The sequence below is a fragment of the Marinococcus sp. LNSP9103-4 genome (genome assembly GCF_056034345.1).
This window is the reverse complement of sequence record NZ_JBQLIA010000003.1, coordinates 20,654-35,022: the sequence shown is the minus strand read 5'-3', so window position 1 is coordinate 35,022 and position 14,369 is coordinate 20,654. Positions and strand designations below refer to the sequence as shown.

The 14,369-nt window shown below is 47.1% G+C and carries 11 protein-coding genes; 1 reads left to right on the top strand and 10 read right to left on the bottom strand.

What is annotated here, in order from left to right; all coding sequences use genetic code 11:
- Positions 1–143 precede the first annotated feature (143 nt).
- The 8 genes from ACTRXG_RS02905 to ACTRXG_RS02870 all read right to left on the bottom strand — a co-directional run bounded on the left by ACTRXG_RS02905 (position 144) and on the right by ACTRXG_RS02870 (position 10,927).
- On the bottom strand, positions 144–1,106 hold the full coding sequence (locus ACTRXG_RS02905) for an acetyl-CoA carboxylase carboxyltransferase subunit alpha (protein ID WP_474281637.1): 963 nt from the start codon (positions 1,104–1,106) through the stop codon (positions 144–146).
- A 15-nt stretch (positions 1,107–1,121) separates the two neighbouring features.
- Positions 1,122–1,967 (bottom strand): acetyl-CoA carboxylase, carboxyltransferase subunit beta, encoded by an 846-nt coding sequence (gene accD / locus ACTRXG_RS02900; RefSeq protein ID WP_462865667.1) that lies wholly within the window; start codon positions 1,965–1,967, stop codon positions 1,122–1,124.
- A gap of 265 nt (positions 1,968–2,232) precedes the next feature.
- Positions 2,233–3,468, bottom strand: coding sequence for an NADP-dependent malic enzyme (gene ystJ / locus ACTRXG_RS02895; RefSeq protein ID WP_474284007.1), 1,236 nt, complete (start codon positions 3,466–3,468; stop codon positions 2,233–2,235).
- Between the two features lie 114 nt (positions 3,469–3,582).
- Positions 3,583–6,879, bottom strand: coding sequence for a DNA polymerase III subunit alpha (locus ACTRXG_RS02890; protein ID WP_474284006.1), 3,297 nt, complete (start codon positions 6,877–6,879; stop codon positions 3,583–3,585).
- Between the two features lie 41 nt (positions 6,880–6,920).
- Positions 6,921–7,880 carry a DHH family phosphoesterase gene (locus ACTRXG_RS02885; protein ID WP_474284004.1) on the bottom strand — a complete coding sequence of 320 codons (960 nt, stop codon included), beginning with the start codon at positions 7,878–7,880 and terminating at the stop codon, positions 6,921–6,923.
- Between the two features lie 17 nt (positions 7,881–7,897).
- Positions 7,898–9,208: a DRTGG domain-containing protein gene (locus ACTRXG_RS02880; protein WP_474261899.1), complete on the bottom strand. Its 1,311-nt coding sequence runs from the start codon at positions 9,206–9,208 to the stop codon at positions 7,898–7,900.
- A 199-nt stretch (positions 9,209–9,407) separates the two neighbouring features.
- Positions 9,408–10,091, bottom strand: a complete 684-nt coding sequence (locus ACTRXG_RS02875) for a metal-dependent hydrolase (protein WP_474261898.1) — start codon at positions 10,089–10,091, stop codon at positions 9,408–9,410.
- 77 nt (positions 10,092–10,168) lie between these two features.
- Entirely contained in the window at positions 10,169–10,927 is a 759-nt protein-coding gene (locus ACTRXG_RS02870) for an SDR family oxidoreductase (protein WP_474261897.1), read from the bottom strand.
- Between the two features lie 171 nt (positions 10,928–11,098).
- On the opposite strand from ACTRXG_RS02870, the gene ACTRXG_RS02865 reads away from it, so the two are divergent.
- Positions 11,099–11,539: a universal stress protein gene (locus ACTRXG_RS02865; RefSeq protein WP_091614868.1), complete on the top strand. Its 441-nt coding sequence runs from the start codon at positions 11,099–11,101 to the stop codon at positions 11,537–11,539.
- Positions 11,540–11,668: 129 nt separating this feature from the next.
- Here the strand turns inward: ACTRXG_RS02865 and argH are convergent, their stop codons facing one another.
- A complete protein-coding gene (gene argH, locus ACTRXG_RS02860; RefSeq protein WP_474284003.1) occupies positions 11,669–13,048 on the bottom strand; it encodes an argininosuccinate lyase in 1,380 nt (459 codons plus the stop codon).
- Complete coding sequence (locus ACTRXG_RS02855; protein WP_322526553.1) at positions 13,045–14,250, bottom strand: argininosuccinate synthase; 1,206 nt, start codon at positions 14,248–14,250, stop codon at positions 13,045–13,047. The genes argH and ACTRXG_RS02855 overlap by 4 nt, the downstream gene beginning before the upstream one ends.
- Between the last annotated feature and the right edge of the window lie 119 nt (positions 14,251–14,369).

The window sequence follows — 14,369 nt, the reverse complement described above, 5'->3', positions numbered from 1 at the left end:
AATTGTATTTAAAAAAACCGCTTTAATCAAAAAGCCGCACTAACAGGGGGCCTCTGTGACAGTCCCCGGTACGGCTTTTTCAATATCAGCTGAACAACAGGGGCCCGTTCGATTTCATAAAAAAAGCGCCACCCGGCGCTTTCCTAAAAATCACTTTCTTCAAACGTACCCATCTGCTTAAATTTTTCATACCTTGATTCTATTAATTCATTCGGCGTTAATACGAGCAGATCCTTCAAAGACTGCTGAAGCGTTTTTCGCAGAATAGTCATCTGTTCTTTCGGATCATGATGGGCCCCTCCCCGGGGTTCCTTCACAATCTCATCAATTACTCCAAATTCCTTCAGATCTCCGGCTGTGATACGCATAGCTTCAGCAGCTTCCCTTGCATATGAAGCATCCTTCCATAGAATAGAGGAAGCCCCTTCTGGAGAAATCGTCGAATACCATGAATTTTCGAACATATGTACATGATTCGCTACTCCAAGCGCTAGACCGCCTCCGCTGCCGCCTTCTCCGATAACAACACTAATTACCGGCACTTTCAGCCCGGCCATTTCCATCAGGTTACGCGCAATAGCTTCACTTTGGCCCCGCTCTTCCGCTGCTTTTCCGGGATAAGCGCCCTTTGTATCAACGAAGCAGATCACCGGCCGGTTGAACTTTTCGGCCTGCTTCATAAGACGAAGCGCTTTGCGGTACCCTTCCGGATGCGGCATACCGAAATTCCGGCGCACATTTTCCTTCGTATCCCGTCCACGCTGATGTCCAATAACAGTTACCGGGCTTCCTTCAAAAAAGGCAATGCCTCCGACAATCGCTTCGTCATCGCCAAAAAGCCGATCGCCGTGCAGTTCAATGAATTGTTCAAACAAACTGTCGATATAATCCAGCGTGGTGGGCCGCTCCGGGTGCCTCGCGATCTGCACCCGCTGCCACGGCTTTAAATTATTATATACTTCTGCTTCGAGCTGCTCCAGCCGCTGTTCCAGTTTTTCTATCTCTCCGCTTAAATCAATGTCCTTCTCATCTGTGAAGCTTTTTAATTCATCGATTTTGTTCCGAAGCTCCATGATTGGTTTTTCAAAAGGAAGATGATTTTCCATTGTCACTTACTCCCTTCACGTATGCATCTGCACGATTGCGGACAAAACATTTTTCATGTCCTGCCTATGCAGTACCTTGTCGAGCTGTCCGTGTTTAAGCAAAAATTCCGCTGTCTGAAAGTCTTCGGGAAGCTCCTGGCGTATTGTCTGTTCAATTATTCTTCTTCCGGCAAAGCCTATCAATGCTTCCGGCTCGGCAAAATTGTAATCTCCGAGAGAGGCAAAGCTTGCGGAAACGCCGCCGGTAGTAGGGTGAGTCATAACTGATACAAATAAAAGCCCTGCTTCATCCATTTTTTTCAGCGCTGCACTCGTCTTGGCCATTTGCATGAGGCTGAGAATCCCTTCCTGCATACGGGCTCCGCCTGAAGCTGAAAACAGAATAAAGGGTGCATGGAGGTCAAGCGCCCGTTCGATTGCCCGTGCGATTTTCTCTCCGACTACCGACCCCATGCTCCCCATCCGGAACGCCGGATCCATGACACCAAGAACCACCGGGGTGCCTCCGATCGTCCCTTCACCTGTGACGACAGCTTCTTTATGACCAGTCTTTTTCTGATCCTTTTCAAGCTTTTCTTTGTATTCCGGAAACTCCAGAGGATCTGCCGAAACCATATGAGGGTTTAATTCCCGGAAGGAATCTGTATCGAGGATCAAATCGATCCGTTCGGAAGGAGTCATCGGCATATGATGACCACAGTGCATACAGACATTGGCATGTTTCATTAATTCCTTCGTATACACAATTGTTTTACATTTAGGGCACTTTGTCATAACGCCTTCATTCATTGTTTTCGGCTGTTCCCGTTCAGCCGGCATTGAAGCATATTTCCGCCTTTTGCTGAATAAATCTTTGATCATCATAAAGACACCTTCTTCATATTTAATGCTTGGCTGCTCCGCAAATAATAAAAACGCAAGCAGACTGCAGCGTCCCGGAATGCAATTCACCGTTCAGCGGGTGTACATAACGCAGCGCTGTTGTTTTATTTGCAGACGTACATCAGGAGCGACCGTTTTGTCAGCGATCGCTCCTGCTATTAGTCTCCCACATAGTCTATCACATACAGGCTCTAATATATAGGAAAAGCCAGACATCTTCAATGGCTAAGAGTATAGGTCTTTACTATTCTTCGATATCAGAAAGAGCTCTTGTTTTTTCCTTAATTTTTTCCGGATCAGCATTTTTTCGCGCCACACCTGTTTCCATCGCTGTTTTCGCTACTGCTGCTGCTACTTCTGGAGCGACTCTCGGGTCAAAAGGATTTGGAATAACATAATCTTCGTTCAGCTCATCTTCGGTAATCAGCTCTGCAATAGCATATACAGCTGCTTTTTTCATGTCCTCGTTAATGTGGGTCGCGTTTACATCGAGGGCACCCCGGAAAATACCCGGAAACGCAAGCACGTTGTTCACCTGGTTCGGAAAATCGGAGCGGCCTGTGCCAATTACTTTCGCTCCGGCTTCCTTGGCATCGTCCGGAGTGATTTCAGGGTCCGGATTAGCCATCGCAAAGATGATAGGGTCATCATTCATGGACTCTACCATTTCCTTCGATAATACTCCCGCCACAGAAACACCAATAAATACATCCGTATTCTGGACAACCTCTTTTAATCCGCCGGAAACATTTTCATTGTTCGTTACTTTTGCGACTTCCGCTTTCATGTCATTCATGCCTTCCGGACGACCTTCGTAAATCGCTCCCTTGGAGTCGCATAAAATTACGTCTTTCACTCCAAAGCGGCGCAGAAGTTTAATAATAGCAATGCCGGCTGAACCTGCCCCGTTAATAACTACGCGGATTTCAGACATATGCTTTTTGTTGATTTTCAGGGCGTTGATTAACCCGGCTACAGTGACGATTGCTGTGCCGTGCTGATCGTCATGAAAAACAGGAATATTCGTTTCTTTTTTCAGCCGTTCTTCAATTACAAAGCAGTTAGGAGCGGCGATATCTTCAAGATTCACGCCGCCAAAAGTCGGCTGCATTAATTTTACCGTTTCTACAATTTTGTCGACATCATTTGTTTCGAGGCAGATCGGAAAAGCATCCACACCCGCAAAGGATTTAAACAGAACTGCCTTTCCTTCCATAACAGGCAGAGACGCTTCCGGGCCGATATTACCCAGCCCAAGCACGGCAGAGCCGTCGGATACAACCGCTACCATGTTTCCTTTCATTGTATATTCAAATACCTTTTGTTTATCATCAAAAATTTCTTTGCACGGCTCGGCTACACCTGGAGAATAGGCCAGACTTAAATCTCTTCCATTTCTTACTGGTACTTTCGAGACCGTCTCCAGTTTTCCCTGGTTCTGTTTATGAATATGTAGTGCTTCCTCGCGGGTTGTCGGCATGGTGCCACTCTCCTTCAGCATATTTTATATTTTAATTATAACCCTGTGCTTTTAGAAGCACATCAAGTGTTTCATTCATTTTAATTATAAACGTTACCTATTATAACAGAATAATCAGTCAGCGGCATCTTTATTTGGTTTTAAAATAATGGAGTCTTTTGAAACAACCTTTTCAAGTTCGCGCAGGCATGCTTCCCCGGCGTTTGTTTTCAAGCTGTTTCCGAGCTGAATGGTGCGCTCCTGCTGCTCATCATAGACGATGACAGGTACAGCCCCGGGCGACTGCCGCAGTATGTGCTTAATCCGGCTCAGCGCCTGTTCCCCGCTTTCTGCCGGCAGTTTAACAAACAGCGTATTCTCCGACTGTTTTTCAAGCTCCTGCAGGGAAAGACAGTCCTCTGCAATCAGTTTGCTGGTGCGGGCCTGTTTATCGGTGCGCCCCTGAATCAGAAGGATCGATTTTTCTGTCAGCAGTGATTTTACATTCCGGTAGACGTTCGGAAATACGACCACTTCAAGCTCCCCGGAGCCATCATCCATCGTCAGAAAGCACATGGACTGTCCATTTTTCGTTCGCACGGTTTTTACGGTCCGCACGAACCCGCCGGCCCAGCGCAGCTGATTATCCGCTGGAAGCGAGCTTCCAAGGTCCCATAACCGGAAGGCAGCAAAAAGTTCATTGTAGGCATCCAGCGGATGGCCGCTTAAGTAGTATCCGGAGGCTTCTTTTTCCATCTCAAGCTTTTCTTCGCGGGTAAGGGGCTCAGCTTCAATCCAGCGCATTCTCGGGGCCAGCTCTGTGCCAAACTCCTGGAATTCCTGTTCTCCCTCGATCATCCGCAGGGAACGGTCAAGCGAAGCGAGCAGCGTCGACCTTTCAACACCAAATTCATCAAACACGCCAGCCTGAATAAGATACACAAACCCCTGACGGCCAATCGCTCTTGTATCCACGCGGTGAAGAAAATCAAGCCAGTATTCAAAACGTCCACCGCTTTTTCTTTCATTTAAAATCATCTGGATATTGTTTTTACCTGCCTGTTTAATGATATTCAAGCCAAAACGAAGATTTCCTTCCTCAATACGAAACCCATAGCCGCTTTGATTGATTGAAGGCGGAAGCAGCCTAATACCAAGCTCTTTTGCTTCCCGCTGATATTCCAGGAATTTTTCTTCACTTCGCACATGACTTGTCATTAATGAAGAGAAAAACACGGCCGGATAATGGGCTTTAATATAAGCCAGCTGATAGGAAATAACGCTGTAGGCCACTGCGTGGCTTTTATTGAAGCCGTAATTGGCAAACTGTTCAATCCAGCTGAATATTGTTTCTGCTTCCGTTTTCGGTACTCCTGAAGCTGCTGCTTTTTCGAGAAACCGTTTCTCTTCTTTTTTCATTTCAACAGCGTTTTTTTTGCTGATAGCCCTCCGGAAGGAGTCCGCTTCCCCCATTGTATATCCTGCCACTTGCACCGCAATCTGCATAATCTGCTCCTGGTATACGATAATGCCATATGTAGACCCTGCAATATCTTCAATATGTTCAGGGAGCTCAGGCATTTCTTTTATTCCATGCTTGCGCTCTGCATACAACGGGATCTGAGCCATCGGGCCCGGACGATAAAGAGCACTCACTGCGGCAATATCCTCGAAACGGTCGGGCCTGATCTGCTGCAGAGCAGATTTCATCCCTGCCGATTCAAGCTGAAATATTCCGTTAGTTTTCCCCCCGCTCAGCAGTTGATACGTTCTTTCATCATCCATAGGTATGCGTCTTAACTGAAAATTCTTCTCTATCTTTTGAACAGCCTCGGTCATATATTCAAGCAGCGTTAAATTCCGGAGCCCCAGCAGGTCGATTTTCACAAGTCCGAGAGCTTCAAGGTCCTCCATCGGGTACTGCGTTAACAGCAGCGATCCGTTTCTCTCCATTAAGGGAGTGTAGGCTTCCAGCTGTTCGCTGCTTAACACGATGCCAGCGGCGTGAATAGATGTCTGACGCGGCAGCCCTTCCAAAAAGGAAGCCGCCCGAAGGAGGGAGTCAACTTTTGGTTCGTTCTGCTGCCACTGCTGCAGCTGTTTGTCACCGGCAATTTTTCCGGCAATGGAATCGGCGCTTGAAAACATACCGGCCGTCCGGTTAATGAGTCCCTGAGGAATTTCGAGCACCCTTCCCGCATCCCTTATTGCCGCCCGCGCCCCGAACGTATTGAATGTAACGATCTGAGCCACATGGCTGTCCCCGTATTTATTCCTTAAATAATGCAGCACCTCTTCCCGCCGGTGATCCGGAAAGTCAATATCTATGTCCGGAAGCGCCGCACGTTCCGGGTTTAAAAACCGCTCAAAAAGAAGATCGTACTGCAGGGGATCCACATCCGTAATACCGATAAGGTAGGAAACGAGCGACCCCGCTGCCGACCCTCTTCCCGGTCCTACATACATTTCCTGCTTTTTGGCAAAAGCAACAAAATCCTGCACAATTAAAAAATAATCAGCGAAGCCGGCATCGATAATGACATCCAGTTCATGCTTCAATCGCTCTCTCATTTGTTCTGAGACGGCATTATAACGCTTTTGCATTCCTTTTTCTGCAAGTTTTTTTAAATACAGGCCGGCAGACTGCCCGCGCGGAGCTGGAAATACCGGAAGGTGCGTTTCCCCTAATGAAATATCTACGTGGCATTTATCAGCTGCCCGCTTCCAGTTACTGATATGTTCAGCTTCATACATAACGGATGCTTCCTGCTGCCACATTTCGAGCGAGAAAGGTCTCTGTTCTATCACGGTATCTTTCCAGACACTGCCTTTCTTCACTGCATGCAGCAGCTTGTAGGCCCGCTCCTCTTCGGTTGTCTGCATATTGATTAATGGAGACGCTGCCATTGGGAGCCCGAATTGCTCTGCAGCCCTTCTCCATTCTATTTCTTCTCCAGCCCGCGGTGCTTCAAGCCAAAGAACATCAGCCCCGAACCGTCTGCTCCATTTTTCAAAAAACGCATGTAACTCGTCTTTGCGATTCTTAAAGGTACCGGGCTCACTGTTTTCAAGCGGCAGGATAAAAAGACAACCGGCAGACTCTGCCAGTTGTTTCCATTTTACCTTTCTGTCCTGCTGCTTGTCCCCGGCCCACCGCATGAGCTGCCCGTATCCCTGGTTATCCTGCGGCAGCGCAACCACCGGAAATTCTTCGTCCTCTTTAGTGTCTCCCTGGACCCACAATTCAATCCCTGGGAGACCCTTCACCTGGTACTGCCGGCAGAGACGGTAAAAAGCCACTGCCCCGTGCATCGTGTCCCGGTCAGTAACCGCTGCCGCCGGCCAATTGTACTCTTTTGCTTTGCGGACAAGGTTTTCAAGCCGGATAGTACTTTGTAAAATGCTGTATTCCGAATATGCGTGCAGTGACATGCGCCTCCCCCTCCCTTCGGCCTGGTCTGTGATGAACGTTCTTACCGCCGCTTCCAATTTCGGCAGATATTTTCAAGCTCCTGTATAATATCTTCCGTTTCTTTCCTGTTCTCTGCTTGCGCTCCTGCAGCCATTGTATGGCCGCCTCCACGGTATTTAACAGCCAGCTGATTGATCACCGGCCCGCGCGAACGAAAACGCACACGGTATGAACCCTGCTCTTCTTCTACAAAAAATACCCATGCAATGACTCCTTCTGTATCAGCAAATGAGTTAATTACCGCTGAAGATTCATTAATGGTTACATTGTATTTTCCGAGCAGCTCCCGGGTTAAGTACATGTAGGCTGCTCCGTCTTCGGTAAGCGTAAAGTTTTGAAGCACTTCTCCGCGCAGGCGCACCAGACTCTCGGGATTTTTATACATTTCGGCATAGATTGCTCCCGGGTCAAAATCAAATGCAAGCAGTTCAGCTGCCATGTGCATCGTGTTTGGCGTGGTGTTACTGAACTGGAAACGTCCGGTATCTCCGATAATCCCAGCATAGCACAGGCGGGCAGTTTCATTTGGGATTGTCCAACCGTAAGACTTTTGGGCATACAGCACCAGCTCGGTAATCATTTCGCAAGTGGAGCTTTTTTTCGTATCTACCCACATCGGCTCGCCGTATGGATCTTCGTTTGGATGATGGTCGATTTTTATAACCGCCGCTCCCTGCTCCCAGCCTGCACCGTCGATTCTTGCCATATTGGCAGTGTCACACACGATAACCAGGGTTTCGGCGTCCACTTCAAACGAATGTTCATCCATCGTCGTTAAAAACGAAAGAGAGGGTTCATTTTCACCTGTAGTACCCACCTGCTTGTCTGGAAACTGTTTTCTAATCCATGCCGCCAATCCAGCCTGAGAACCGAGAGCATCCGGATCCGGACGTTCGTGCCGGTAAATCATGATTTTGCTGTATTGTTCTATCGTTTGTATGATTGCCTGAAACATCTGCATTATCTTTCCTCCATTGATCAGCGGTCGAGCAGCTGTACCATCATCATCGCCTTACCGACGATTGCACCTTCGTAGTACAGTTCTACATCCACTTTTCCGTGTTTTCTTCCCACTTCAAGAATTTTTCCGTTCAAATCAATTTTACTTTCAATCTGTACCGGGCGGATAAAGTAAAGTGTTACATTTTCTACAACCATGTCACCCTTTTTGTATTCTCTCAGCAGGCGCCGGCCGGTTTCTGTAACAAGAGACATAATAACTCCATTTGCCACTGTCCCAAGCGCATTAGTCATCTGCGGGGTAACATCGCATTCAAACATAAAGCCTGACCCGGGATGGGCCTCCCGAAAACGGCTTGTCACCGTATCTTCGATGGTTTCCCCAACGTGCGGCTGGCGCTGCACCATCTGCAGTGCTTTTAATACGTCCTGCCGGCTGATGACTCCAAGCAGCTTTTTCGCATCGTCCATCACTGGGAGCAGTTCGATTCCCTCCCACACCATCGTGTGGGCTACCGAAGCTACAGACGTTCGTTCACTCACCGTAATCGGAGACTTCGTCATTACTTTTTCAATAGGGGTCTGCACAGAAGCCCCCAGGACGTCCTTCGCTGCCACCATCCCCTGGATTTTCATGTCTTCACTGATCACCGGGTATCTGCTGTGGCCTGTTTTCTGGTTCATTTCGTGCCATTTTTCCACAGTGTTATCCACTGTCATAAAATAGGTGTCCTGAAGTGGAATTAAAATATCGTTTACTACCACGATTTCCTTTTTAATCAACTGGTCATAGATCGCCCGGTTAATCATGGAGGCTACCGTAAACGTGTCGTACGTCGTTGTAATTACCGGCAGCCCCAGTTCATCCGCCAGAGAAATAACATGTTCATTTGTGTCAAATCCACCGGTGATTAAAACAGCTGCTCCGGCTTCAAGCGCAAGCTTATGCACCTGATAGCGGTTACCGACAATCAGAAGATTCCCGGGCTCCACGTAGCGCATCATCGCTTCGAGCTTCATGGCCCCGATAACGAAACGGTTCAGGGTTTTATGCAGGCCGTTCCTGCCCCCGAGCACCTGACCGTCGATAATATTGACTACTTCAGCATACGTCAAGCGCTCAAAATTTTCTTTTTGCTTTTTTTCGATACGTATCGTGCCGACTCGTTCGATCGTACTGACAATCCCCTGGTTTTCCGCTTCTTTGATCGCCCGGTAAGCTGTCCCTTCACTTACCTCTAAATTCTTTGCAATTCCACGGACCGAGATTTTTTCCCCTACATCCAGGGCAAGTATGTAGTTTAATATTTGTTCATGTTTGGTCGCCATAGGCACAGTACCTTCCTTTTTATTTACGCATTTACCGGGAGCGTTCTGTCTGCGTAAATTTCTAACTGTATTACTTCTGTTATATCATCTGTACTATTACATTATACGGTTCAAGAACCCTCCCTTCAACTGCCTGCCGGCAATTGCATTAAAAAAAACCGCTCAGTCTGTTTTAATGACTGAACGGTTTTTTTAATTGTTACAGCTCGACGGATTCGCCTGCTTTCAGCGCCTTTCCCTTCAACGGTGAAAGCGAGTCCACAAACTGCTGCGGATCCTGTTCTATAGGAGGGAACGTATTATAGTGAACAGGAACGGTGTAATCCGCGTTCACCCATTCCGCGGCGGTTTTGGCATCCCTTGGCCCCATCGTGAAGTTATCACCGATAGGAACGAACAAAAGGTCAATCTTGTTTCTTTCAGCGATGAGCTTAATATCAGAGAACAAGCCGGTATCACCCATGTGATATACTTTTTTGCCATCTGCTTCGAAGATAATTCCTCCTGGCATACCGGTATAAATTATCTTTTGCTCTTCTTCAAGGAAGTAGCCGGAACCGTGAAACGCCTGTGTGAACTGCACGTGACCGAAATCAAACGTATAACCGCCGCCAATGTGCATTGGGTGTGTTTCTACGCCCTGCCAGCCAAGGTACTGCGCCAGCTCAAACGGTGCCACAACAAGCGCGTTATTGCGTTTAGCGATATCCACGGTGTCGCCAACGTGATCAAAGTGCCCGTGAGTCAGCAGAATAGCATCTGCTTTTACTTCGTCCGCATTTAAATCAGTTTGTGGGTTGTCTGTAATAAATGGATCAATCAGGATTGTTTTGCCGTTCGTCTCAATCTTTACTACTGAGTGACCATGATAAGATACTTTCATGTATATCCTCCTCCGCAATCAAAAACTGTTTCCGGGTAACTATACCTTTTACAGAGCTAACTTAAACTGCCTTCCATCTACCTGCGTTTATGAAGCACATCCACACCGCCGGTTACTTCAATTACAGAACCTGTAATCATATCTGCATCGTCATCCGTTAAAAACAAAATAGTTCTAGCAATATCACCGCCGGTTGCCGGCCTTCCTACAGGAATGGAGTCGTCGGTCACCTCTCTGCCTTCATGAATATCTGCTTCCTTAAAATCCCCGGTCACTACACCCGGGCATACCATATTTGCGGTAATGCCATGAGAAGCTTCTTCAATTGATATTGATTTTGTCAGCGAGACCAGGCCGCTTTTCGCTGCAGCGTAGGCTGAACGATAAATCCACCCCGGGGCTGTTGGGGCGTTTTGGAAACCATAGGTGACGAAACGCCCGAACTGCTGATGTCGCATAATCGGTATTGCCTTTCTTGCCAAATGAAAGGCAGCGCTTAAATTACCATCAATCATCCGGTGCCATTCTTCATCAGAGTAATCTGCCAGCTTTTTTTTCTCGAATATGTAGGGGCCGGCGTTATTCACGACAATATCGAGACGGCCAAAGGCTGCATAAGCCTCCTCCACCATCCGCTCAACATCCTGCTTGGACACCATATCTCCCTGAACAAACTGAACACGGCTGCTTTCTTCTTCCCACTGCTTTTTCATCCTGTAATAGGCTTCGTCTTTTTTTCGGTAAGTAATAGTCAATGTATATCCTTTTTCTTTTAAAGCTTCAGAAACTTTTCGGCCGAGGCCTTTGGTGCCTGCTGTAATTAACGCATGCCTCATCGTTATTCACCCGCCTTTATATCATCCATTAGTCATTTAATAGTGAAAATTATTTGAACATTTTTCACTTGTTTCTCCGGCACATCCTTTTACCTACACACAATCGTTTTAAATTAAAAAAATAGGGAAAAATATCTATAGGAAAGAGAAATCCTACGACAGAAGGGGAGGATGGCATTGAGTAGATACGAAGTTATTATTGTTGCCGTCGACGGCTCAGATGAATCCAGAACAGCGTTCAAAAAATCTGTTGAGATCGCACAGGAGCAGCAGGCGAAACTAATCATCTCTCATGTTATTGACACAAGAACATTCGCTACAATGGAACGGTATGACCGTACTATTATTGCACGAGCAGAAGAATATGGCAACGAACTGCTCGAGAACTACACAGCAGAAGCAAAAAATGCAGGAGTCCCTGACGTCGTCTCCTCGTTGGAGTTTGGTTCTCCAAAAACAAAGATCCCGCGTGAGCTGGCCAAAAACTATGAAGCAGATTTAATCATCACCGGGGCTACAGGCCTGAATGCTGTTGAACGTGTGTTTATCGGCAGCGTTTCTGAAGCCATTGCCCGCCACGCAAAATGTGACGTCTTAATTGTACGTAAATAAGAACCGGTAAAGTCCCCCGTATCCTTAAGGATGCGGGGCTTTCTATTGGTGTTGCAGGCGGCAGGCCCTTCCGCGCCCAAAAAAGCCCCGTCCGGAGGGTCACTCCGGACGGGGCAGAAGCAGTGCTTATTACGCTTGGTTTATTATTTTTTTGCCCTGTGTGATTGCAGCACGCACCTGTTCAAAGCCGGTGCCGCCTTCACTGTTTCTGCGGCTCACGACAGTTTCTGGCTTTAAAACATCATAAATGTCTTCTTCAAATGCTTCATTAGCTTCTTTAAATTCCTGCATGGAAAGGTCCATAAGATACTTGTTGTTCTGAATGCAGTCGAGTACTAACTTGCCGACAATCTCATGGGCTTCCCGGAACGGAACTCCTTTAACAGCAAGATAATCCGCCAGTTCTGTCGCATTGGAAAAGTCTTTGCTGGTTGTTTCCGCCATTTGTTCCGTACGGACTTCCATCGTTTCCACCATTCCCGCAAAAATGTCCAGAGATCCTTCAAGCGTCCGCACGGTATCAAACAGTCCTTCTTTGTCCTCCTGCATATCTTTGTTATACGCAAGCGGCAGCCCCTTCAAAAGCGTATACAGACCCATCAGGTTACCGTATACTCTCCCGGTTTTCCCACGAATAAGCTCTGCCATGTCCGGATTTTTCTTCTGAGGCATAATACTGCTCCCTGTCGCAAAGGAATCATCGAGCTCAATAAACTGGAATTCCTGGCTTGACCAGAAAATCATTTCTTCGGCCAATCTTGATAAATGCATCATGACCGTAGAGGCCGCATTCATAAATTCCAGGGCAAAATCTCTGTCGCTTACTGCGTCCAGGCTGTTCTGGTAAATATCGTCAAAGCCGAGTTCTTCTGCAGTCTGCCTGCGGTCGATAGGGAACGTGGTACCGGCGAGGGCCCCCGCTCCAAGAGGAGAAATGTTCGTGCGTTTTAAGCTGTCCTCAAAGCGCCCGTAGTCCCGCTCAAGCATCCAGAAATAAGCCATCATGTGATGGCCGAAGGATATAGGCTGGGCCCGCTGCAAATGAGTGTAGCCGGGAATAATGGTCTCCACATGCTCCTCTGCCTGCAGGAGCAGTGCCTGCTGCAGAGCCCGGATGGAATTCATAACGGTGTATGTATGATTTCGCACATACAGATGAACATCTGTGGCCACCTGGTCGTTCCGGCTCCGTCCTGTATGGAGCTTGCCCCCTACCGGACCGATTTCATCAATTAAAAACTTCTCGATATTTAAGTGAATATCTTCATTTTGCACCGAATACTCTAGTTCTCCATTTTTTGCTTTGGTAAGCACCGCTTTCAAACCGCGGTGGATTTCGGAGGCTTCTTCTTCAGTGATAATTTCCTGATTTTTCAGCATATGTACGTGCGCAATACTTCCCTGGATGTCTTCTTCCACCAGTTTTTGGTCAAAAGGAATGGATGCCCCGAAGGCATCCACCCATTCTTCCGCTTGTTTTGTAAAGCGCCCGCCCCACAGTTTGGTCATACATTAACACCTTTCTTGTTAACTGCACTTTGTACTTTGGTAGGCAGACCCCACAGCTGAATGAATCCGACAGCTGCATTATGATCAAATTCGTCGTGTGTTGAGTAGGTAGCCAGATTTTCATTGTACAAGGAGTAGTCTGATTTTCTTCCTTCAATGATAGCATGGCCTTTAAATAATTTCACCCGTACAATACCTGTCACATTAGTCTGTGTTTCTTTCAAAAACGCTTCAAGAGCCGGCCGTACCTGGGAGAACCACAGTCCTTCATAAATCACTTCACTCAATTTTTTCTCAATGACCGGCTTAAAGTGTGCTACTTCTTTGGAAAGCGTCAGATCTTCAAGCTCTTTGTGCGCCTGAATCAGCGTCATAGCTGCCGGGCACTCGTAAATTTCTCTTGATTTAATTCCAACCATTCTGTTTTCCACGTGATCAATTCTGCCCACACCGTGCTTACCGGCAACGTCGTTTAACTCCAAAATCAAATCCTGCAGTTCATAGGCCTGGCCGTTAAGTGCCACCGGCTTGCCCTGCTTGAATTCAATTTCGACGATATCTGCTTCGTCCGGTGTTTTTTCGAGCGGGTTCGTCAGATCATACGCGCCTTCCGGCGGTGTAGCCCACGGGTCTTCAAGAACACCGCATTCGTTGCTTCTGCCCCAGAGGTTCTGGTCAACAGAATATGGATTATCGAGGTTTACCGGAACAGGAACATCATTTTCTTTCGCATAAGCAATTTCTTCATCTCTCGACCATCCCCACTCCCGGACCGGGGCGAGTACTTCAAGATCCGGATTAAGAGCCTGAATGCTTACTTCAAATCTTACCTGGTCGTTTCCTTTACCCGTGCAGCCATGCGCTACGGCATCAGCATTTGTCTGCTCAGCAATTTCCACAAGCTTCTTTGAAATCAACGGCCGTGACAACGCAGACACGAGCGGATATTTTTGTTCATACATCGTATGTGCCTGAAGGGCCGGAAGTACGAAATCCTCGGCAAATTCTTTCTTTGCATCTACCGTATATGACTGTACCGCCCCTACTTCCAGTGCTTTATTTTTTACAAACTCCAAATCTTTTCCTTCACCTACGTCAAGTCCTACTGCTACCACTTCGTACCCTTGACTGCTCAACCACTTGATTGCTACTGATGTGTCCAACCCGCCTGAATAAGCGAGAACTACTTTTTTGTCTGCCATTCTTATTTCCCTCCAGATTATAATTGAATATTCATACTTGATTAATTATTTTTATACATCGTTTTGAAAAAATTAAAAGGACCAGCGCCTTTGTTTATGATTACTGTATTCAACTTCTT